Here is a 20,448-nt window from a genome sequence, read left to right as displayed (position 1 = left end):
TATCGCGCCGCGTCTTGGTCTGCTTCGCCGTTGGTATGACGCGGCGACCCAGCAGTCCGGCGCAATGATGTTTGAATCGAACTTAGGTTGGTACGGATAGGCTCAAGTTGTTGCCAGGTTCATCCATAAGTATCGGACGGGCACGGACGAATGGACGTTTACGGGACTGGTCAGGAAAGCGTCCTGTAGGTGTTGACAGCACCCATATCGAACATCCTGCCGGTATCCGGCACACTCGCCAATCTCCTGTGGTCGACTGATGTGTCCCGACGAGGCGCCTGGAAGGGGCCGGACGATCATCCACCGACTTGTTCTCGCCGAGGGCTCTCAAAAGTGATGCCGATCATTGGAGTCTCGCTCGGTCTAGCCGGCGCTCTAGTCCACCCCGCCGCTGCGTTAGATGGTACAATCTGACGCTACGTGCGAATCAAGTACTTTGAAGCTTGCTTGTGGAGGCTGATTGCCAAGATACACAGAGCGAAAGACCCAATGAGTGGCGACAATGGACCGTCGGAGACGAACTGCTACAGGCCAACGATCTTGTCAGTCAGAACCACAGTCCGTAAATCAAGCCTGACCACACGCGGCCACAGATTTGTCGAAGTAATTCATTTTATTACAGCGGCCATGTGCCCGCCGCAGATTTTCTCCTAGGGCCACAATGTCGGGAAGGTCTGAGAGCCGGTTCTGCGCGGGGCTGACAGCGCCGACCAACCAGCTGACACTCACCGATACGGTGATCCGCAATGCCAGGCTGCCGCTCGGCAAGGCACAGCATTATCTCCACGACGACAAGCTGCCTGGCCTCGCCCCGCGCATGCGCGCCACCGGTGGCCGGACTTGGGTTCACCTCTTCACCAAGACGGGCGTGAGAGGCACCCAACGCAACACCCTTCGCCCATGGCCCAGGTATAGTGAGAAGGCCGTGCGCAAGGCCGCCACCATCGCCGCAGGCAAGGTGGTGAAGGGCATGATCCCCAACGACGCGAAACGTGAGGAGAGGCGGCAACAGGCGGCTGAAAAGCAGCGCGCCACACTGGCGGACCTCATCGTTGAAGATGTCCCTACCAGACGTCATTGACCGGACGTCAGGTCATCAACCGGAAGCTGGCAATGTGGGCGCTGCGGCGCGGGCTCAAGGAGAACGCCGAGAGTGGCGTGGGGGATCTGACGCGATGGCAAATCATGGCAGCGGTCGACAAGGTCACCGGCAAGTGGGGCGCGGCCAAGGACCTGCGCAAGCACACCCACACGTTCCTCGAATGGTGCGTTGGCGAGGGCTATGTCGACCACATTGTGCTGGCTGGTTATCGCGACCCTAAGGAAACTCGTGCGCAAAGGGTCGGACGCCGAACGAAGGGCCGTGCGCTGACCGACGAAGAAATCATCAAGGTCTGGCACGCATCCGGCAAGCTCGGCACCTTTGGGCTCCTGACGAGGATGTGCCTACTTGGTGGCCCGCGCCAGAGTGAGCCAACCATGATCGAATGGCAAAAGCACGTCATGGATGATCGCATCACTTCGATGCGGCCTGGACCAAGATGGCCTTGCACCACGATGTACCGCGCACCCACCTCGTTGATGAGGTGCTCGCGGCCGCGAAACATTTTCAGCGTGCCACGTCCGACTGCGTCTTCCCGTCACCGAAGACCGGTGGCCAGATGCCGGGCTTCACCAAGATGGTCAATCGCTTGGTCAAGGAGGCGGGGGTCGCAAAATTCACCATGCATGACTTGAGGCGCAGTCTGCGTACCATCGCCAACCAAGCCGCGCGGCGCGTTCGCCTAACTCGTACTGACGGGCAGTGGACTCGCGATTATGATCGACCTGCGTCGCACTGGACTGACGCACGTAGACGATTGCGCATCGGCGTAGGTGCTCAGCGGTGATCTTGCTCAGTTCGTTCATCGTTGTGATCTCCGGCAGTGGCGATTGCTCGGGCGAGTCGCAGCACGAGATGTGCGCGCTGCTCTTTATCGAGGGTCTCCCATACGGGTACGGCCCCGCGCTGAGGTGGTGGGTCGAGAAAGCTTAGCTGCTGCATGGCTGTCCTCCGATTCCGGTGGCAGGACTGTATGCGCGGCATCCAATTGCCGCAGCAAAGCGTTGACGATCGTCCGGGCGTGCAGCAGTTCGGCGTGGGAAGCCAGGAATGCCGCTCCAGCGCATTGCGGGCTTGCACGCGGTAAATGTTGTGCGATAGGCAGATCCGTCCACGCGGCCGGTACAAGGGCGCGGGTACCATCGGGCAGTACAAGCGTCAGGTGAAGTTCGCCGCGTCGATGACACTAGCCAAGCACGTTAAGCGCAGATCCTCAAAGGGATGGCGCGACCGAACGATGGTTGCCTGATCGGGATAGTCGTCGAGATAATGAGCGCGGTGGTGGGTATTCTGTCGAGTAGTCTTTCGGGAGTCTCAGTCATGATTGGGTCCTCCGGTTTGTCGAACATCGAGTAGGCGATCCGCGCCTGATCAGCTTGATCCGGCGCTGACTGAGGGCGGGTGTCTTGGAAGATGGAAAGGTTCATCCGAACGAGGAAGGAACACCGCAAGGGGGATCGATCAGCGTGCTTTTGAGCAACCTTTATCTCCATCATGTGCTCGACCTCTGGTTCGAACGCGTCGTGAAGGACCGGTTGCGGGGCGAAGCCCGGCCAGTGCGCTATATCGATGACTTTGTGATCTGCTTCAAACATCGATCGGACGCCATTGGTGTTCAGGATGCCTTACGCCTGCGGTTGGGAAAGTTCGGCCTCACTCTCGAGCCAACCAAGACCAAATTGGTCGAGTTTGGACGGTTCGCGCAGCGACACGTGGGCAAACGCGGCAGAAAGCGCCCGGAAACCATCTACTTCCTGGGACTGACGCTGTATTGCACGCGAAACCTGAAAGGCAACTTCAAGGTTGGGATGCGCACCGAGAAATCTCGGCTACGGCGCAGCCTTACGTCTCTGCAAGAGCTAATACAGCGAATATGACATCAAACGATCAGTGAACAGGTTGGCGAAATCAACGCCGTCCTTCGCGGCCACTATGCTTACTACGGTGTTGCCGGAAATCTCCGGAGCCTCGTAAAAGTCTATCGGGTCGTCGAGCGTTACTGGCGCAAGATGTTGTGTAGCCGCAGCTGGGCAGGTCGTTGCCTCACTTGGGACGCCTTCCACCAAATCAAAGAGCGGACACCATTGCTGAAACCAAAACTGCGCCTCCCATACGGGAGGCTGCAGGCACTAGCAGCGCTGTGAACCAACTACCGAAGAGCGTAGTGCGGTAAATCCGCGCGCTACGTTCTGTGGGAGCGCGAGGCGGGCGACCGCCTCGCGCGACCCGGTGGCGTCGAGCGATCGACGCCTCTACTCGACCCCATCAATCGATGGCCTTGTAGTCGCAGGTGACCCCGTAAAGCCAGAGTAACGCGCGTTCAGATGGCTTTGCACGCCAAACTACGATCTTCTACGATGTTGTACTCCCGACGGTAGCGGTTCGAGCCCGCTCGCACGGATTGTCTCAGCTGCAAAAAGGGCGACGAACCTCCTGCAAGTCAAGTAGAGGTCACAAGCGAGGCGTTGCCGGACAGCTCGCCCGAAGAGGGGGGCCGAGACCGACGGGCTCGGACGCGGGGGAAGGTTTTCGCCTCTGCGTGTCGACGCATGTCTGGTCCTTTCAGCTTTCGCGTGGGCCATAGAAGTTCGCCGAAAAATAGTCGATCAGTTCGGCAGCCTGGGTGCCTTGTCTGAATCGTCGCTGTTCATCGAAGTCGACGGAGGGCACCATATGGATGAATTGGTGGTCGGCGTACCGCTTCGGGATCGAGCCCACTGGACCGTAGGCCCGCTATATTGTTTGCCGCTTCGATCGCGGCGCCAATCATGACGTCGGCCAGCTGCACAGCTGGGCTCGTCCTTGAATCAACCTGTGTGACTTCTGCGAGCTTAAGCGGAAATTTAAGCGATGTAATTTCGGTTTGGCGAAACTCGATTTCCTGGTCGTGATCGATGAAACGCTGCAGCAGGTCATGATAGGTGAGCAGATTTTTCGATTGGTCGTGCTCGACGCGATAGGGCCCATCTGCCATCACTTCCATTCGGCTGATGAGCGACTGCAACACTACGAGGGCAACGTCGGTGTTCACGCTGGGCGTCGCGATTACCGAGGAACATTCGGGCGCGGCGGACTGGGCAAGTGGTCCAAGGGCCTCGGGGAATTCGCGCCAGCGCGTCGCGCGCGCTGCGGCAATAAGCGCCTTAAACGCCTCCGGCGTTTTGTCCTTGACGGCGTATTTGGAACGCCGCGAGCATGTTGTCGAAGGCCGCCTGTCCGAGAAAGGTAGGGCCGGACATCGTGAGCAACGACGCCATCGCGAAATTCTGCCCGTTCTCGTAGAAGTCGATGCCCCGCTCGTAGTAAAAGGGTTCCACAGCATAGTCCACGAACATGAGCACCAGCAGATAGTGCTTGTCACAGACATACGTCACGCATTTGTAGTGGGTGAGAAGGTCGCGTTGCAGCGAAGGCAGGCGCTCGTGATTGGGGGGGCGGCGCGATAGTGAAGATACTTGAGCTCCGGCGCCTGGAGTCGGGGAAAGTCTTCCCTGATGAGGCGAGCGGCATCTTCGTCGCTGATGGCCATCGCTGAAGCGCCCTGGAAGCGCTGGTCGGTGTTCAGGACGTCGAACCCCGTATATCCGCTTTCGTCGATGCGAAAGCACTCCATATCTACGTTCCTGGCAATGTGGACACGTCTTTCGCGGCATTTAAAGGAATCTCCCCCAAGCTTCCTTTGCTAAGCTATGCCTTCAGGTGTTCGAAATCGATGGGGCCGATTGCGATAGGGCGAATATCGCGCGGCGTCAGGGGGCGGCACCGAGCGACAACCCGGCCCTCGATGCTCTGAAAAGTAAAGGCGTTCATCGCTCGTATTCGCTTCGGATCAGCAGGGACACGAGTGCACATGGTCATTTCTATTTCCGACAGCACACCTCGCATTTGCAGTCCTTGCACACAGGTTCGTTGCATTGATTGGGAACCTGAATGATCGGATTCGAGTATCGGACGATCGTGATGACAGGCTGCCGCACATCGCCGGTTTCGTCGAAGGTGATCAATCCCCTGATCGTATTGAATTTCAGTTTCCGTATCTGCTCGACCACCCGATCGCGGTCGACGCTACCTGCTGCCTTCAGTGCCTTCACCCACACCTGCACCGAAGCATAGGCGTTGATCGCGGCACCGAATGGTGGAAGCTGACGCTCCTGCTTGAGTCGATCGACGAGCTTCTCGACCGCCGCTTTATCGCCCCATGACACGCCAAAGCGTTCGTCCGGACCATAGACCGCATACACATTGTCGCTTTTCGGCGCGGAATTCATGTCTCTGCTCAGAGAATATTGATCGTAAACGATAGCTACGTCTGACAAGGGCGTGTCGTCTGAAATAGCGTCTTTTACTGCGACATTCTTGACTTTGCCGGAGGCTAGCGACTGGAAACGATCGAGCCAAACCTTTTGATGGCGACCTCCGACAAGCAAGACATTCTTGCCTGAGATGGCGTCGCTCAGAGCGACGACCGCGATTGCTGCCGCCCGGTCTTGTCGTTCGGCAATCCGAAACAGCGGGACCGACTTGCCCCGGTTGCGTTCGGTAAGTAGGGGGGCAGTCGTCACAGGGTCGATCTGGAGGACACCGACTTCTTGATATACTGCGGAAGCGGCAATGCTCGCGCCAGAGCACGAATGGCCGATTGCGAGGACTACGCGATCTTGCAGAACCGCTTGGCGTGCCATCGCGCTCGCCCAGTCAGGCTTGCATTGGTCGTCCATCTCTACGAGACGAACTTTGTGTTTGAGCTCGCCTGAAAGCCGTGAGTCCTCGAGCGCGAGTTTGACGGCGAGCGCCATGGATGGACCTGCAGCGCCCGGCATTGACATATCTGCAATGACTGCGATCGGTAGCTCGTCTTCCGCTCGCTGCCGCGTTCACGGTGCCCAAGGTCAAGAGCAGATCGCAAGCGGCGTCGATGCCGCGTCTCGACAAGACGCGAGACAGAACGAAGACGTGGGTCATGTGGCGCGCTCATGACATTTTGGCGGAGCCCCGCACTCCGACGGATAGTCGGGGCAACGCTTAGCGTCGAGCTCCTTGTAGCAATCGCAACCGATGAACTCTCTGGCCTTGACTAGGGTTTGCTAGTAGCCCGAATTTGCCCAATCCTCCAAAAGCGGATCGAAGAAGATCAAGAAATTGTCCGCATCGTCGAACAACGAAGATGAGCAAAGTCGATCTGCGTCGCACCGCTTGCTTTGGATACAGCCATGCACATCAGCAAGGAATTTGGGCACTTCCAAGAGGGCTTCGTTCCTGCTGCCATCGCTGCGCACCCATTCCGAGATCAGCTTTTTGCGGTCTTCGAGCTTGGTTTGTTGGTAGCGTTCTCGGTTTCCCGGCTGATCCCAATAGGAGTTGACGGACCTAAATCGCTGCCCGATGTCGCCGCTGCTGGAGCGTTGCAACGTCTTTTCGGTCGGGGTCTGCATGTTGGGCAATACGGTCGGCGTAAATACGTACACAAGGACGGCGAATGCAAGTCCGCCGGCTGCTCTGATCGCAAGTCCACCGACGTCGTATCGTACATTCAGGAAGCCTGGGATCGTACCTCCAAGCACGCCGCAGGCGACGGACAAGAGGATCCGCATGAAGACGACCGAGTTGGGACTGATATCCTGTTCAGGACGAGCAATGATGTACGCGCAGAATAGAACGATGAAAATGGTTAGTCCGAGGGCGACATAGCGCTCCGGCCGGTGATCTTCTGGTGGTCGCGGATCAGCCAATTTATCTTCTCCGATCAGTCATTTCCGTAGCAAACACTTGACATGGCTCTTTATCGTCCGCGCCGCCGCCGATCGTTATGACGCTCACGGTCGAGTTGCTGCAAACAGGCTTCCATCCCGGACTTCCGGCCGGGCTTGCTCCGCTTCGCTAAGTCGTTGCTGCTCCGACTGATATTTTCGGTGCAGAGGTCCTCGCCGGTCGCATGGGGCATAATGTCTGGTGGCGTCCGCAGCGTGGTACTGGGGCCGAGCAAGCTGTGGTGAGGCTGAAGATCGCCATCGGATCGCTAGATGCTGCGCAGCTCTCTGTGTGAGACTGTTCCACGGGAAAATGCCCAATGCAACTGGCGGGTGCAAATTTCTGTAGCCGCGACGGCGCAAGGATGCCGATTTTGGGTGGGGACTGAGGTTCGAGCTATTCGGAGGAGCGTGGACGAGCCGAGCTTGCTCATTTCGAGGGGGCCGACAACAATGAGTAGTGATGCGGGGGCGTCATTGGATGCGAGTATCCCTTCTGACAAGGACACAAAGCAGGCGTCACCGTCTCCGATCAAGCCTGCGCATAGTCCGTTTCGACGGACAACCGACTTGTTGCAGCGCCTTTCACCTGGGAAAATGCGAATTGGTTTTTTCATCGGGGCAGGATGCCCCCTGTCGGTTCGGGTTACCGATGGAAACGGCACGAAGCCGCTGATACCGGACATCGCTGGATTGACCGCTCAGGTGAAGACGGTTCTGGACGGCTCAGGCGAGTTGAAGCAGGTTGCCGAGATCGCCTGGTCGCGCATCGTGGCTCGTGGTGTGGGGACGCCGACGATCGAGGACGTATTGAGCCATATCCGCACGCTCAAGTCGCTTTGCGGCGCTGGTGCGATCGATGGCTTCACGGGCGAACAGCTTCACAAGCTCGACCTCGCGATCTGCGAACACGTTCGCGCGATCGTCAGCGTTTCATTGCCGAATGGCGATACGCCATATCATGTGCTCGCAAGCTGGATCCAGGCAATCGACCGCGAAAAACCGGTGGAGATATTCACCACGAACTACGATCTGCTGCTGGAGCAAGCTCTAGAGGAGCAGGGCGTCCCATATTTCGATGGCTTTGTCGGATCGGATACTGCGTTCCTCGACCATGAATCGATGGCACAGGATGATCTGCCGTCGCGCTGGGCGCGGCTATGGAAAATCCATGGTTCAGTCAATTGGTGGATGACCAAAAAGGCCAAGATACGGCGCAGCCGGGACAAGATCGATGGCGAGCAATTGCTTATTTACCCGTCCCATCTCAAATATGATCAGAGCCGGCAGATGCCCTATTACGCGATGCTTGACCGGCTCGCCACGTTCCTACGTTCAGACCAGTGCGTGCTACTGACGTGCGGCTATTCATTCGCAAGGTAATCCAAACGCATCCTGCCTTGCGATGTCTTTCAACGATCGGAGCAGTGCACCGAAAGCAGTCGCTTTGGCAGAGAAGCATGCCAACCTAACTGTGCTCGCTGCAGACGGCGGGATTGTCGGAACGGTGGACCGCGGCTGGGACAGTACACATCGGGACGGCAACCCGGCCTACGCAATCGCAGTAAGCAAAGACGTCATGTCGGGTCGAACGGCCGCCCCTGCGGATCAATGCAAGTGGCTGCTTGGAGACTTCAAGGCTTTTGGCCAGCTTTTGGCTCATCAGCTCGCCAGCAGGGACATTGAACAGGAAGCCGGCGATGCGCTCTGATCCGACCCTCATCGGTACGGTACAGGATGTGGCTGGAACGGCCGTGAGTGTTGCATTGGTCCGCGAGTCCGCGACGGGTCTGAGCTTTTACAAGGGTGAGTCCCATCGCATTGGCCAGGTCGGCAGCTTTGTCCGCATTCCGCTCGGCTACACGTCGCTGTTTGGCATCGTCTCTCAGGTCGGGGCGGGCGCCGCCCCAAAGGCTGAGGGCGATGCCCGTCCCTGGGGCAACCAATGGCTTAGCATCCAGTTGGTGGGAGAGCGCGGTCGCAACGGTCAGTTCGAGCGGAGTGTCTCGCAACATCCAACGATCAACGACGCGGTCCATATCGTCACGGAGGACGACCTTCGGGAGATCTATGGTCCTGGTGATCCCGTCGATTTCGTGAGCGTTGGCCGGCTGGCGAGTGCCGAATCCATCCCAGCGCTGGTCAACATCAACAAGCTCGTGACGCGCCACTGCGCTGTAGTCGGAACGACGGGAGCCGGAAAATCAACGACGGTGGCGGGGTTGCTGGCCGCGCTTTCCGAACCGCAGCGTTATCCATCCTCTCGCATCGTGATCCTGGACATCCACGGTGAATACGCGAAGGCACTTGCTGATCGGGCAACGGTCTTTCGCATCACACCAGATACCGAAAAGGACGAGAAGGCGCTCGTCATTCCGTTCTGGGCACTCGAGGAATTGGTCAAGTTATCTTTCGGAAAGCTCGATGATCGGCAGGCCGCCGTCGTCGCTGACAAGGTGGTTGAGCTGAAGGCCGAAGCTCTCAGCAAACAACCACGTGAAGGCATAGATTCGAATCGGCTGACGGTTGATACACCGGTACCTTTCTGCATCCACAAATTGTGGTTTGAATTCCATCAGAGAGAGCATCGGACCGTAATTCCGAAGCCTGGTGCTGCCGCGGATGAAATCGAGCCAGCTTATGTGCTAGGCGCCGATGGCAAGCCCTCTCAGCCGGGGGATGCGATGTCTGTGACGCCTCCGCTCTACAGGACCGTAAAAACATCGGGGCCGCCCGCGGAGCGCGTCAACTGGGGGCCCGATGCGCTCAACATCAGGCAACAGCTCGCTGTACTGGCTTCCAAGTTGCGAGATCCCCAGTTCGCATTTCTTTTCAACCCAGCGGACTGGACGCCGCAGCTCGATGGCACCGTAAAGCAGGATCTCGATGGGGTGCTGAAAGATTGGATCGGCACTTCGTCCCCGATCACCATCCTGGATCTGTCCGGAACACCATCCACAGTTCTTAATGATCTGGTCGGGGCGTTGCTTCGCATTCTTTATGATGCGCTGTTCTGGGCAAGGAATCTTCCCGAGGGTGGTCGTGAGCGCCCTCTGATGGTCGTCTTGGAAGAGGCCCATGCTTATCTAGGCAAAGAGCACGCGGGGCCTGCTGCCTCGGCGGTTCGCCGAATTGCCAAAGAGGGCCGAAAGTATGACGTCGGGGTTATGATCGTAAGCCAGCGGCCATCCGAAATCGATCCGACGATCCTGTCACAGTGCGGTACCATCTTTGCCATGCGATTGGCCAACGATCTCGATCGGGGGCAGGTGGCTGGCTCGGCGTCTGACAATCTGAAGGGATTGTTCGACATGCTTCCCATTCTCCGAACTGGAGAAGCAATTATTGTCGGCGAAGCGGTCAGTTTGCCGATCAGAACTCTTATTGATCCTCCCGACTAGGGACGGCGCCCAGACAGCAGCGATCCTCGAGTGGTCGTCCGTGGTGATCCCAACAAGGACGGGTACGAGGGCGAGGGTGGATGGGCAGTCAATCGGCATGACGAAGATTATGCGATCGTCATGCGACAATGGCGGAAACAGTCCCCCCGCTACGAGCACAAAAAGAGTTCGACCAAGTCGGCATTGCCAGGAAAGAAGAAGTCATGAATTGGATTGAAACACCCGAGTCGTCGACCATTGCGCGCTTTGTCTACGATGGATCAAGGCAGGTTCTCATCGTCGAATTCAACAACGGCGGACGTTACGAATACTACGATGTCCCCGAAGCCGCCTATGATGGGTTCGTTCGGGCAGCCTCCAAAGGCCAATTCCTGGCTCAAAACATCAAGGGATCGTATCGGTACGCACGCGCGTGATAGCCGGTCTCCGGTTTCATTTGAAGCGAGGTCAAGAAGGCTTTGGTCGTCCGTTCTTTAATCGCGGGCACGGTGTCAACCCCGATAGACAAAAATGATCCGCTGCCGGGTTCATGGTTCTTTCCGCGGTCGTCTCTATGCAGGAGCGCCGCATGATGGCGTTCAAAAGGCGTGGCATCTCGATGTGAAGAGCGCGGTGCGTAAAGCCCGCAGGGACGACTTCGAGATTGCCCACACCTTCGTCCCGGCAGGGACGCTTGTTCCGCCGAAGGCGGATCCGGGCTGGTTTAAGACTGGTTCATGCGGTGCGCATCTCTGCCTGGAATTCGGTGCCGTCGGTCCAGATAGCATGGAGGATGACAGCTATTTTGCGAGCCACGGCAACCTTGGCCTTTTTGGCGCCGATGCGTTTGGCCAGCTTGCTGCCCCAGCGCTTGAGCGCAGAACCTCGCCTGACAACGGTCAGCAGGACGTTCGCGGCCTCGAACAGATAAGTTCGCATCTGGTGGTTGCCGCGCTTGGAGATGCGGCCAGTACGATCCATCTCGCCGGATTGATAACGTCTTGGTGTCAGGCCTAGATAGGCACCCACGTCGGCGGAATGTTTGAAGCGAGTGGGGTTGTCGATGGTTACGACGAAGGACAGGGCAGTCAGGGGACCGATACCGGGAACGGTCATCATTCGCCGAACAGCTTGGTCGCCTTTTGCCACTGCCAGGAGCTGTCGATCGAACCTCTCAATTTGCTCGGTCAAACAGGACTGGGCAAGGACCAGCGGTGCGAAAATATCTTGTAAATCCGGCGCTTCAGCAAGCACGGCGTCGACTTTGCGAGCCAAGTTCGTCGAGCTGGCCTTGCCGAGCACTATTCCCAACCCCTTGCACAGACCTCGCATTTGGTTGTCAATATCTCGCCGCAGATTCACCAGCTTGGTTCGAGCCGCCAGCATCGAACGGGTTTTCCAGCTCTCCGCCCCCTTCACCGCAGCTTCCCGATACCATCCCATGCGGGCCATTTCGGCCAACCCCTTGGCGTCGTTCTGGTCCGACTTGTTGATGCGCATCGATAACGCTGCGTTGGCATGACGCGCATCAAGGCAAATGACCGGAAAGCCCAGCGCCTTGAGTTGGTGCCAAAGCCAGTTCGATAGCGAGCCTGTTTCAAAAACGATCCGCTCAGCATTGTCGGCATGACGCCGCAAGAGATTAGCGATGACCTCTGGATTGGTGGGCACGCAACCTTCGAATGTCACGCTGCCGGTCTGATCCAAAACGCAAATGCTGGTTTCTTCCATAGAGATGTCCAGACCTACGTACTGCTTCATAGCGCTGCTCCCTTTCGATAATCCGCTAAGGCCGATCCTACCAACCCTCGTATCTTCAAGAAGACGCCAGCCGCGATTACGCCATGTGAAGAACTTCTAGGCCTTTGAGCGGGAGTCGTTTTTTCTGAGGAGAGGAGTTTTGAGATTGCAGGTTTTCGGGCTTTGATGGCCCAAAAGCTTGCGATTTTGCTTTTGAGGATTGAACGAAGCCGCTGGCGCGGCATTTGAGGAGAGGTGGTAACGGCCGCCTCTTGTCTGAGAGGATCGAGGGTTTTCCGAGCCCAACCCTTCAGACAGGAGGTTTTCCGATGGCCCAGGTGAGCCCTCTCCGGCGACGCATGATCGAAGCATGACGGTCCGCAATTTGTCGCCGGCGACGCAGCGGTCATATCTCAACGCGGTATCGAAGTTCAGCCGATATTTTGGCCGATCGCCCGACCATTTGGGCTTGGAGGATGTCCACGCGTTCCAGGTTCATCTGGTTGCGACGGGGATATCATGGCCTGCGCTTAATCAGATTGTCTGCGCGTTGCGCTGTTTTTACAGCGTGACGCTCGGCCACAGCACGATCCCGGAGCGCATCGCCTACGCGCGGGAGCCACGCAAGCTGCGGGTCGTGCTGAGTGCCGACGAGGTGGTGAGCTTTTGCCCCGCGACCTCACAGAACCCTCAAGATTCCGTCGGATCGCGCGTCGTGATTCCTTCGGTCGGATCGGAGGGAACGATGAAGCCGAAGGAACGACGCGACAGCGGACAAGCCGATCTCCTGCGCTCCCGGCTGGACGCGATCATCGACATGAACCATGCGCTGGTGAAGCTTTCGCGGACGATCGACTGGTCGTTCCTCGAAGAGCGGTTCGGCGCGGTCCATGAGGATAAGCCGGGCCGGCCGCCGCTGCCGACGCGCTTGATGGCGGGACTTGCCATCCTCAAGCATACCTACGACCTCTCCGACGCGGTCTTGTGCGAGCGCTGGGTGGAGAACCCCTATTACCGTGTGCCTCGTAGCTGGTGCGTATCTGCCGGCGCAACTGCGTTGGGCGAAGTCGCAGCCAACGTTATTCAGCGCTTAAAGATGCGATCGGGGCGCCTGGGGTCATACTGTGGGAGTCAAAACGGACCAAGAATTTTCCGCCTAGCGACGCCACAAGTCTGCGCGGTTGCGACCAGCGTTCCGTTTTGACAAACCTTGGTATAGGTTTGGCAACCCATTCTATACTATCCACTTACCTTTGTAGAGTTGAGCACCCGTCAGTTTGGTTCTACGTTCAATATCGAAGCTGGATCATTGGATCGAGCGGTCGACACGAAGCCTTGAGCCGGCTTAATTCCTTGCTGGAAGTCGTTGCGTTCCATTCAGACCTGAGGACGAGACTAAATGGAAACACGTGAGCCCACATCTTGACGCGGACCTCAGGCTGATTGCCCGCAAAAAACATGGCTCTTTATCTTGGGAAGGTGCTCCCCCTATTCGAGATCGCGATCAGCGATCAGCATGGCAAGGCCGACGTTCATCCAAGCAACGAGGATGGAAGAAGCGGAGGATTGAGCTCTCCGCTTAGGAACGTGCGAGCCTTTAGAGCAGGCGTTTCCGCTTCCCTCATAATACGGGCCTTAGCCGCATCGCCGCATTGATGACCATGGCCATAGCGCGACTTGCTAGCGAATTTGCGTCACCCTCTTGAATGCGAGCCGAGATGGCATTTACCGAGCTTTTCATCAAACGTCCGGTGTTGTCTGTCGTCGTCAGTCTCCTGATCCTGCTGATCGGACTTCGCGCGGCCACCGTTCTACCGATCCGGCAGTATCCCGAGCTGTCTAATACGGTCGTCAATATCACGACCTCCTATCCTGGCGCCTCTGCCGACATGATCCAGGGGTTCATCACCGCTCCCCTGGAGCAGGCAGTCGCTTCCGCCGAGGGCGTCGACTACATCACTTCCTCATCGGTGCTCGGCACGTCGACGATCCAAGCCTACATCAAGATCAATTTCGATCCCAATAAGGCGCTCACCGAGGTGCTCTCTAAGGTCAACTCAGTCAAATATTCAATCCCGAAGGAATCAAACGATCCGGTCGTCACTAAGTCAACGAGTCAGACCACCGCTGTCATGTATATCGCCTTCTCTAGCGACGAACTGACGGCCAGCGCGACCTCCGACTATCTCTCCCGCGTCGTGCAACCGGTTATGTCAACCGTCGACGGCGTCGCAGCGACAGACATCCTGGGCGGCCAGAGTTTTGCGATGCGGCTTTGGCTCGATGCTGCGAAAATGGCGGGGCACGGCGTGTCGCCGGCTGATGTTTCAGCTGCAATCGCCGCCAACAACTTCCAGGCGGCGGCCGGCCAGACCAAGGGCTATTTCACTATCTCCGACGTCACGGCAAATACCGATCTGCGGAGTGTCGATGACTTCAAGCGCATGATCGTCAAAGCCAACGATGGCGGTCTTGTGCGCATTGAGGACATTGCGACAGTCGAGCTTGCCGCGCAGACCACAGACGTCAGCGTCGCGATGAACGGTGAGCACGCGGTCTTCATTGGCGTGCGGGCGAGCCCGCAGGGCAATCCGCTGAACATAGTGCGAGGCGTTCGCGCGCTGTTTCCAGAAATGGAGCGTAACCTGCCGCCATCGCTGAAGATGAAAGTGGCCTACGACTCCACAAAATTCATTCAATCATCGATCGATGAAGTGGAAAAGACTCTCATTGAGGCCGTCATGATCGTCGTGGTGGTTATCTTCCTATTCCTGGCCTCGCTGCGGTCGGTCATCATTCCTGTCGTCACCATCCCGTTGTCGCTTGTTGGCGTCTGCAGCATGATGCTGGCGCTGGGGTTTTCATTCAATCTCCTGACCCTCCTTGCGATCGTGCTCGCGATCGGTCTCGTGGTCGACGACGCGATTGTCGTGGTGGAGAACATTCATCGCCATCTAGAAGAGGGTGCGCCGCCCCTGCAGGCTGCTAAGGGGGGCGCGCGCGAGATCGTTGGCCCCGTTGTCTCCATGACGATTACATTGGCCGCCGTATACGCCCCAATCGGCTTTCTCGGCGGCCTCACCGGTGCGCTGTTTCGCGAGTTCGCGTTTACGCTGGCGGGGGCGGTGATCGTATCGGGCGTGATTGCTTTGACGCTGTCGCCGATGATGTGCTCGGTGTTCCTGAAGAGCGCTGAGGAGGGGCGGTTTGCCGGATTTGTGAACCGCGTGTTCGGCGCCATGACACGCTGGTACGGGCGCAAGCTAGACCGCTCGCTCGACTATCGCCCGATTACCGGGCTGTTCGCGCGCTGACCCTGCTGGGACTCGTCGGCTTTCTGTATATGCATACTTCCAAAGAACTCGCGCCCGAGGAGGATCAAGGCATCGTATTCGCACTAACCAAGGCGCCGAAATACGCCAATATTGACTACCTCGACTATTACGGCGCCAAGCTCGAAAAGGCGTTCCAGAAGTTTTCCGAGACCGATTTGAGCTTCGTGCTCAACGGCACTAGCGGCCCGCAGGGTGGCATGGCTGGCATGTTGCTCAAGCCATGGGACGAGCGCAAGCGGTCATCGATCGCGCTAAAGTCCGTTGTCCAGGCGGAGCTGTCCAAAATCGAAGGCATTAACGCATTTGCTTTTAGCTTGCCGCCGCTTCCGGGCGGTTCGAGCGGCCTACCAGTGCAGATGGTGATCAATTCGACGCTCGGCTTCCAATCCGTCTATGAGCAGATGTCGAAGCTGAAGGATGCCGCGCGCAAGAGCGGTCTCTTCATGGTTAGCGACTCTGACCTCGAGTTCAACCAGGCCGGTGGTGCGGATCAAGGTCGATCGATCCAAGGCCAACGATCTTGGCATCACCATGCAGAACATCGGTAACGCGCTCGCCACCCTACTTGGCGGAAACTACGTCAATCGCTTCAACCTGCAGGGCCGCTCCTACCAGGTGATCCCGCAGGTGCCGCGCGAGAAGCGCCTGGCACCGGAAGCAATCGGGAGCTTTTATGTGAAGACTGCGACGGGCTCGATGCTCCCGCTGTCCACCGTAGTCTCCATCGAGACTGCGACTGATCCGAACGCACTCACCCACTACAACCAGCTCAACTGCGCGACTTTTCAGGCCGTGCCGATGCCCGGTGTTACGATCGGCCAGGCAGTGGACTTCCTGGAAGCGGAGGCAAAGAAACTGCCCGCAGGCTTCAGCCACGACTTCCTCGCCGACGCCCGCCAGTATGTGCACGAGGGTAACCAACTGCCCATCACCTTTGCATTTGCACTCATCATCATATTCTTGGTGCTTGCGGCGCAGTTCGAAAGTCTGCGCGACCCCCTCATCATCATGATCAGCGTGCCGATGGCGATAGTCGGCGCCTTGATCCCGCTATTCTTTGGCTTGGCGACGATGAACATCTACACCCAGGTCGGACTGTTGACGTTGGTCGCTTTGATTTCCAAGCACGGCATCCTGATGGTTGAGTTTGCCAATAAGCTGCAGCTCAAGGAGAGACTTGACCGTCGCTCGGCGATAGAGATGGCGGCGCGCGTGCGACTTCGTCCAATCTTGATGACCACGGCGGCGATGGTCACGGGCCTCATACCCTTGTTGACCGCAACGGGAGCTGGTGCCGCGAGCCGCTTCTCGATCGGGCTCGTGATCGTCGCTGGCATGTCTGTCGGCACGCTGTTCACGCTCTTCGTGCTGCCCGCGGTCTATGTCGCGATCGCGTCCGATCACCGAGCCAATGCGAGTTCCGGTCGCGCGAAGAACGCAGCCGAGCTCAACCTCACTGACGCTGCGGATCCCCAGCTGGCCAAGCGATGACGCTAAAAATCCATGCGGATTGGCTCGATTGCTGCTCTAGACAGGGCATTGCTCGCCGACCGCGGTGATTTGATGGGTCCGACATTCGTGACGATACCGAAGGATGATTCCCGGCTGCTGCGCTCGTCTCTACCTATCGTTCGCTCGCGGTGAAGCACTACACCGCAAGAGATACGACTGCTTCATGGTGCCGGTGTGATGAGCGACGGACCCTGGGACGGCTTCACGCTCCCTCCCGCATCGAGATATTCACGCCCGTGGTGCCGAGCTTGGGGAGCATCAGATGGTCGGCGAAGAGCACGTCAGCGATCCGTTGCTGCTCCGCCACGGCGAATTGCCGGACATCCACGGCAGCGGAACGCCCAAGCTCGACCTCGCCGGGCGCAGAGAGAACTCATGCTTCCCTATAAAAAGGTGACGTTGCCATAACGAAGACCATTGATCGTCAAACCGAAAAACAGACTGACACGTATTGGCTGAGTGATCGTAGTCGGGTAGTGGGAAGTACGGTACGGCTTTCGTTGTACGACCGAAGTCGATAATTGGAGCAACTGTTGAACCTCTGCACTTGACCACGGCCACTATCACTATGAAGGCTGCTGGAGCTGCCAAGCGAGTGGTCAGAATCTGCCGCCATCCCGATGACCAATGTTCACGCCTGGTTCCCTGACGGGTGATCCGACGCCCTCCGGAGTGGGAAAGTTAAGGAAATGCCTGAGTTTGATGCTGCTATGTTTTTTCTGGCCGCAACGACGTGCTTTGCGGCCTTTGTAAATGGAGCCATCGGCTACGGGTTTTCGTCGCTCACTGTACCCCTTGCGCTTATTTTCTACACCAATCGCGTTCTCAACCCCGCCATTGTCATCATCGAAGTCTTCGTCAACGTCTACGTCCTCCTCATCAATCTGAAGGGTGTGCCGGCGGCTTGGAGACGAGTGTTTCCCATCTTGCTTGGGCTCTTGCCGGGCATTGCGCTCGGCGGCTATGCGTTGGCCTCGCTGCAGCCGGGCTGGATCAAATTCGCTACCTACACGATCATTCTGCCCCTGATCCTCCTGCAAGCCGCGGGTTGGCGGCGCCCTATCGAAGCAAGCTGGCTGATCGGTCTGCCATTCGGGTCGATGCTGGGCATCCTCTATTCGGTGACGACTATCTCTGGCCCGCCTTTGGCGATGCTGTTTAACAATCAGGGCCTCGTCAAAAACGAATTTCGCGCTGGCCTAGAGCGTTTCACGTTTTTATTGAAGCGTATCCGGCGTTGGCGAAGTAGTTTTTGCATTCGTCTGGCTGGATGGTTTGGATGAGTTCGCCGAGGTGGCGGCTGATCTCGTCGATGGTGCGTTTTTGGGCGGCGCGCATCCAGTGCTTAATCTTGGCGAAGGTCTGTTCGATCGGATTGAGGTCAGGCGAGTAAGGCGGCAGGTACCAAAGCCTGGCTCCAGCGGCCCTGAGGATGCGGCGGAGCGCAGCCGACTTGTGGCTGCCGAGATTGTCCATGATGACGACGTCGCCAGGCTTCAGCGAGGGCAGCAGGATCTGCTCGACATAGGCACGGAAGCATTCCCCATTGATCGGCCCGTCGAACAGGCAGGGAGCCGCGAGGCGGTCGTAACGCAGTGCGCCAAGGAAGGTCATCGTGCGCCAGTGGCCATGTGGTGCGAAGCCGCGAAGGCGAGTTCCTTTCGGTGCCCATCCGCGCAGCGGAGCCATGTTGGTCTTGATCCAGGTCTCGTCGATGAAGACGAGGCGCTGAGGATCAAGACCAGCCTGCCACGATCGCCAGCGTCGCCGTCTGCGGGCCACATCAAAGCGGCCTTGTTCAAGAGCGAACAGTGTTTTTTTTGAACCGCAGCCCCTCGCGGTGCATGAACAGCCACACCGCATTATGCGAGACTTCGACCCCGCGCGCCGCCAACTCGTCTTTCAGCGCGTGCAGCGTCAGATGCGGGGTCTGCCTGATCCGCTCCTTGATGAAGTCGCCGTGCGGATCCAGCGCAGACTTGCGCTGTCGGCCCATCCTGTCCGGCTTGACAGAGCCGGTCGCTCGATAACGCTGCGACCACTTCACCACCGAGGAGACCGCGACGCCAAAACGCAAGGCCGCTGAGCGGCAACTCTCACCCTTCGATACCGCCGCCACCACCCGCTTCCGCAGGTCATTGGAAAGGGGTCTGACCATCGATGCTGGCCTCCAATCCAGCCAGCATCTTGAATCATATTCGCCGCTGAACCGGAATCCCTCCAGATTCAGTAATTTCGTGAACCGCTCTAGCCCTGGTTCGCGTGGCGGAATCGAGCGTTACCGCCTTCGTCTATTGCAAGCTCGGCTTGTTCATTTCCGAAAGCGGCAGCCTGCTCTATGTTTTTATACCCAGCGTTGTGCTCGGCATCCCGTTGGGATCCTACGTCATCCGCCGGCTTGATCCGGAGATATTCCGACGCGTCTGCATGAGCTTTGATGCTTGGATCGTGGGCTTCGGTCTGTCACGGGGGCTGATCGAGCTCGCTCTAGTGCAGAGTCCCTGGGCTTATAGCGTGATGGTGACGACGATACTGATTGATCTCTGCCTGCTATACTTGTTCTTTACCACGCACAGTCCGACTTGGTCAGAGCGACGATCCCGGCGAGCTGCGGACATAAACGCCTGAGGATGCCGGCGGGCGCCTCGGTATCGAATGCGCGCGCGGCATGGACCCGACCAGGCCGATCGAAAAGGTAATCGATGAGCGCACGCGACCCGACGCCGCCCTTTTCAGCCCCGAGCATTGTGGTATGGGGGATCTGGTTGGTTGATTGCTCCAAGACAACCCAGCAACACCGGCGCCGGGAACTTGGAATCAGAGAACAACCCTTACCTTTTGCAGGCTGATGTTGCCGCGGTGTCGTTCGAAGTGGTTGTGGTCGTCGCCCGCGAGCGCCAAACGAGAAGCAAACGGATCACTCGAGACACAAGCACACCGAGTGCGGCGGGGGGAGCCACCTGGCAGCCTGCATCCGGGAATGAATATTGGAATTCCACAGGTATCGGGCCGACATTGACGGCTCGCGGGCGATCGCCGTCCGGTTCGATAGCCACCCGGACGCATTCCTGCTCTATTCCGGTTGCCCGGAAGCTTTCGGCGGGCACGTGATACGCTCCAATTCTACCGATCCGGATTAGGACCTGCGTTTGCGAGGAGCGACGCGAAAACGCATGAAGCTGCTGGCTGACGGGAGCGCTTTCGGAGAAGCCAGACGCAAAGGCAGAGGCGTCGATCGCGCCGCACGAATAACGGGATCCGAAATGGACCGTCGCGCACCAGTTCACGAGTGACGTTGGCATACTGGGCATAACCAAGCTGTCCTTCGGCCTCCGCGATTGTGCCAAACCAAGTTAGGTGTTGATCTAGAACCTGCTCTGGTGATGTTCGCTGTATTGATCTCGTAACACTGTGCCGTTGCTTGTGATGACAGCTTCCGGATTGGCTGAAAATGCTGTCATAAAACTTACGGCCGTGTTCCCGCCAATTACGCGCAGGGGCTTGGCGCCGTCGGCTTTGTACGTTTTGCGACAAATCTTCCTTGAGCTGTTGCGCCTCCGACTGTCGGAGACTAGCAAAGACTATCGTCATTCGTAGGGCTAGCTTATCCGAGAAGATAGGCGAAACACCGT

General features: G+C 58.0%; 15 protein-coding genes and 3 pseudogenes. 11 read left to right on the top strand and 7 right to left on the bottom strand.

The window, feature by feature from the left end:
- Window positions 1-661 precede the first annotated feature (661 nt).
- A complete protein-coding gene (locus ACVWW1_RS21650) occupies window positions 662-1,081 on the top strand; it encodes an Arm DNA-binding domain-containing protein (protein ID WP_456657388.1) in 420 nt (139 codons plus the stop codon).
- Window positions 1,082-2,508: 1,427 nt separating this feature from the next.
- Window positions 2,509-2,979: a reverse transcriptase domain-containing protein gene (locus ACVWW1_RS21645; protein WP_456657387.1), complete on the top strand. Its 471-nt coding sequence runs from the start codon at window positions 2,509-2,511 to the stop codon at window positions 2,977-2,979.
- A 770-nt stretch (window positions 2,980-3,749) separates the two neighbouring features.
- Here ACVWW1_RS21645 and ACVWW1_RS21640 read toward each other — a convergent pair.
- From ACVWW1_RS21640 to ACVWW1_RS21620, 5 genes are all read right to left on the bottom strand, one after another.
- A complete protein-coding gene (locus ACVWW1_RS21640; protein ID WP_456657386.1) occupies window positions 3,750-4,133 on the bottom strand; it encodes a hypothetical protein in 384 nt (127 codons plus the stop codon).
- 112 nt (window positions 4,134-4,245) lie between these two features.
- Window positions 4,246-4,437: a hypothetical protein gene (locus ACVWW1_RS21635; RefSeq protein WP_456657385.1), complete on the bottom strand. Its 192-nt coding sequence runs from the start codon at window positions 4,435-4,437 to the stop codon at window positions 4,246-4,248.
- A gap of 35 nt (window positions 4,438-4,472) precedes the next feature.
- On the bottom strand, window positions 4,473-4,715 hold the full coding sequence (locus tag ACVWW1_RS21630) for a hypothetical protein (protein ID WP_456657384.1): 243 nt from the start codon (window positions 4,713-4,715) through the stop codon (window positions 4,473-4,475).
- Between the two features lie 247 nt (window positions 4,716-4,962).
- The gene (locus ACVWW1_RS21625) at window positions 4,963-5,946 is read right to left on the bottom strand and encodes a branched-chain amino acid ABC transporter substrate-binding protein (protein WP_456660642.1); all 984 of its coding nucleotides are present in this window, start codon (window positions 5,944-5,946) and stop codon (window positions 4,963-4,965) included.
- A 240-nt stretch (window positions 5,947-6,186) separates the two neighbouring features.
- Window positions 6,187-6,831, bottom strand: a complete 645-nt coding sequence (locus ACVWW1_RS21620; protein WP_456657383.1) for a hypothetical protein — start codon at window positions 6,829-6,831, stop codon at window positions 6,187-6,189.
- A 471-nt stretch (window positions 6,832-7,302) separates the two neighbouring features.
- On the opposite strand from ACVWW1_RS21620, the gene ACVWW1_RS21615 reads away from it, so the two are divergent.
- From ACVWW1_RS21615 to ACVWW1_RS21600, 4 genes are all read left to right on the top strand, one after another.
- The gene (locus tag ACVWW1_RS21615) at window positions 7,303-8,232 is read left to right on the top strand and encodes an SIR2 family protein (RefSeq protein ID WP_456657382.1); all 930 of its coding nucleotides are present in this window, start codon (window positions 7,303-7,305) and stop codon (window positions 8,230-8,232) included.
- Between the two features lie 22 nt (window positions 8,233-8,254).
- Window positions 8,255-8,560 carry a hypothetical protein gene (locus tag ACVWW1_RS21610; protein ID WP_456657381.1) on the top strand — a complete coding sequence of 102 codons (306 nt, stop codon included), beginning with the start codon at window positions 8,255-8,257 and terminating at the stop codon, window positions 8,558-8,560.
- Window positions 8,550-10,250, top strand: a complete 1,701-nt coding sequence (locus ACVWW1_RS21605) for an ATP-binding protein (protein WP_456657380.1) — start codon at window positions 8,550-8,552, stop codon at window positions 10,248-10,250. Before ACVWW1_RS21610 ends, ACVWW1_RS21605 begins: the two co-directional genes overlap by 11 nt.
- A 128-nt stretch (window positions 10,251-10,378) precedes the next feature.
- Window positions 10,379-10,666, top strand: coding sequence for a KTSC domain-containing protein (locus ACVWW1_RS21600; protein ID WP_456657379.1), 288 nt, complete (start codon window positions 10,379-10,381; stop codon window positions 10,664-10,666).
- Window positions 10,667-10,964: 298 nt separating this feature from the next.
- Here the strand turns inward: ACVWW1_RS21600 and ACVWW1_RS21595 are convergent, their stop codons facing one another.
- A complete protein-coding gene (locus ACVWW1_RS21595; protein WP_456657378.1) occupies window positions 10,965-11,990 on the bottom strand; it encodes an IS110 family RNA-guided transposase in 1,026 nt (341 codons plus the stop codon).
- A gap of 308 nt (window positions 11,991-12,298) precedes the next feature.
- Between ACVWW1_RS21595 and ACVWW1_RS21590 the strand changes: the two are divergent.
- The 5 genes and pseudogenes from ACVWW1_RS21590 to ACVWW1_RS21570 form a co-directional block, all read left to right on the top strand.
- Window positions 12,299-12,645 (top strand): annotated as a pseudogene (locus ACVWW1_RS21590) (site-specific integrase); the annotation flags it as partial.
- Window positions 12,646-12,714: 69 nt separating this feature from the next.
- Window positions 12,715-12,987: pseudogene (locus ACVWW1_RS21585) on the top strand (transposase); the annotation flags it as partial.
- Between the two features lie 700 nt (window positions 12,988-13,687).
- Window positions 13,688-16,795: pseudogene (locus tag ACVWW1_RS21580) on the top strand (efflux RND transporter permease subunit).
- A gap of 283 nt (window positions 16,796-17,078) precedes the next feature.
- A complete protein-coding gene (locus tag ACVWW1_RS21575) occupies window positions 17,079-17,213 on the top strand; it encodes a hypothetical protein (RefSeq protein ID WP_456657377.1) in 135 nt (44 codons plus the stop codon).
- Window positions 17,214-17,505: 292 nt separating this feature from the next.
- Complete coding sequence (locus tag ACVWW1_RS21570) at window positions 17,506-18,099, top strand: sulfite exporter TauE/SafE family protein (protein ID WP_456657376.1); 594 nt, start codon at window positions 17,506-17,508, stop codon at window positions 18,097-18,099.
- Here the strand turns inward: ACVWW1_RS21570 and ACVWW1_RS21565 are convergent.
- A protein-coding gene (locus ACVWW1_RS21565) for an IS630 family transposase (RefSeq protein WP_456657375.1) occupies window positions 18,026-18,974 on the bottom strand; the annotation gives its coding sequence in 2 pieces (ribosomal slippage) (window positions 18,026-18,637 and window positions 18,639-18,974; 948 coding nt in all). The genes ACVWW1_RS21570 and ACVWW1_RS21565 overlap by 74 nt on opposite strands.
- Window positions 18,975-20,448: the final 1,474 nt, after the last annotated feature.

Source organism: Bradyrhizobium sp. JR3.5 (genome assembly GCF_054057015.1).
Note: the sequence above shows the minus strand (reverse complement) of the source record. Positions and strands in the feature narration are given on the sequence as shown.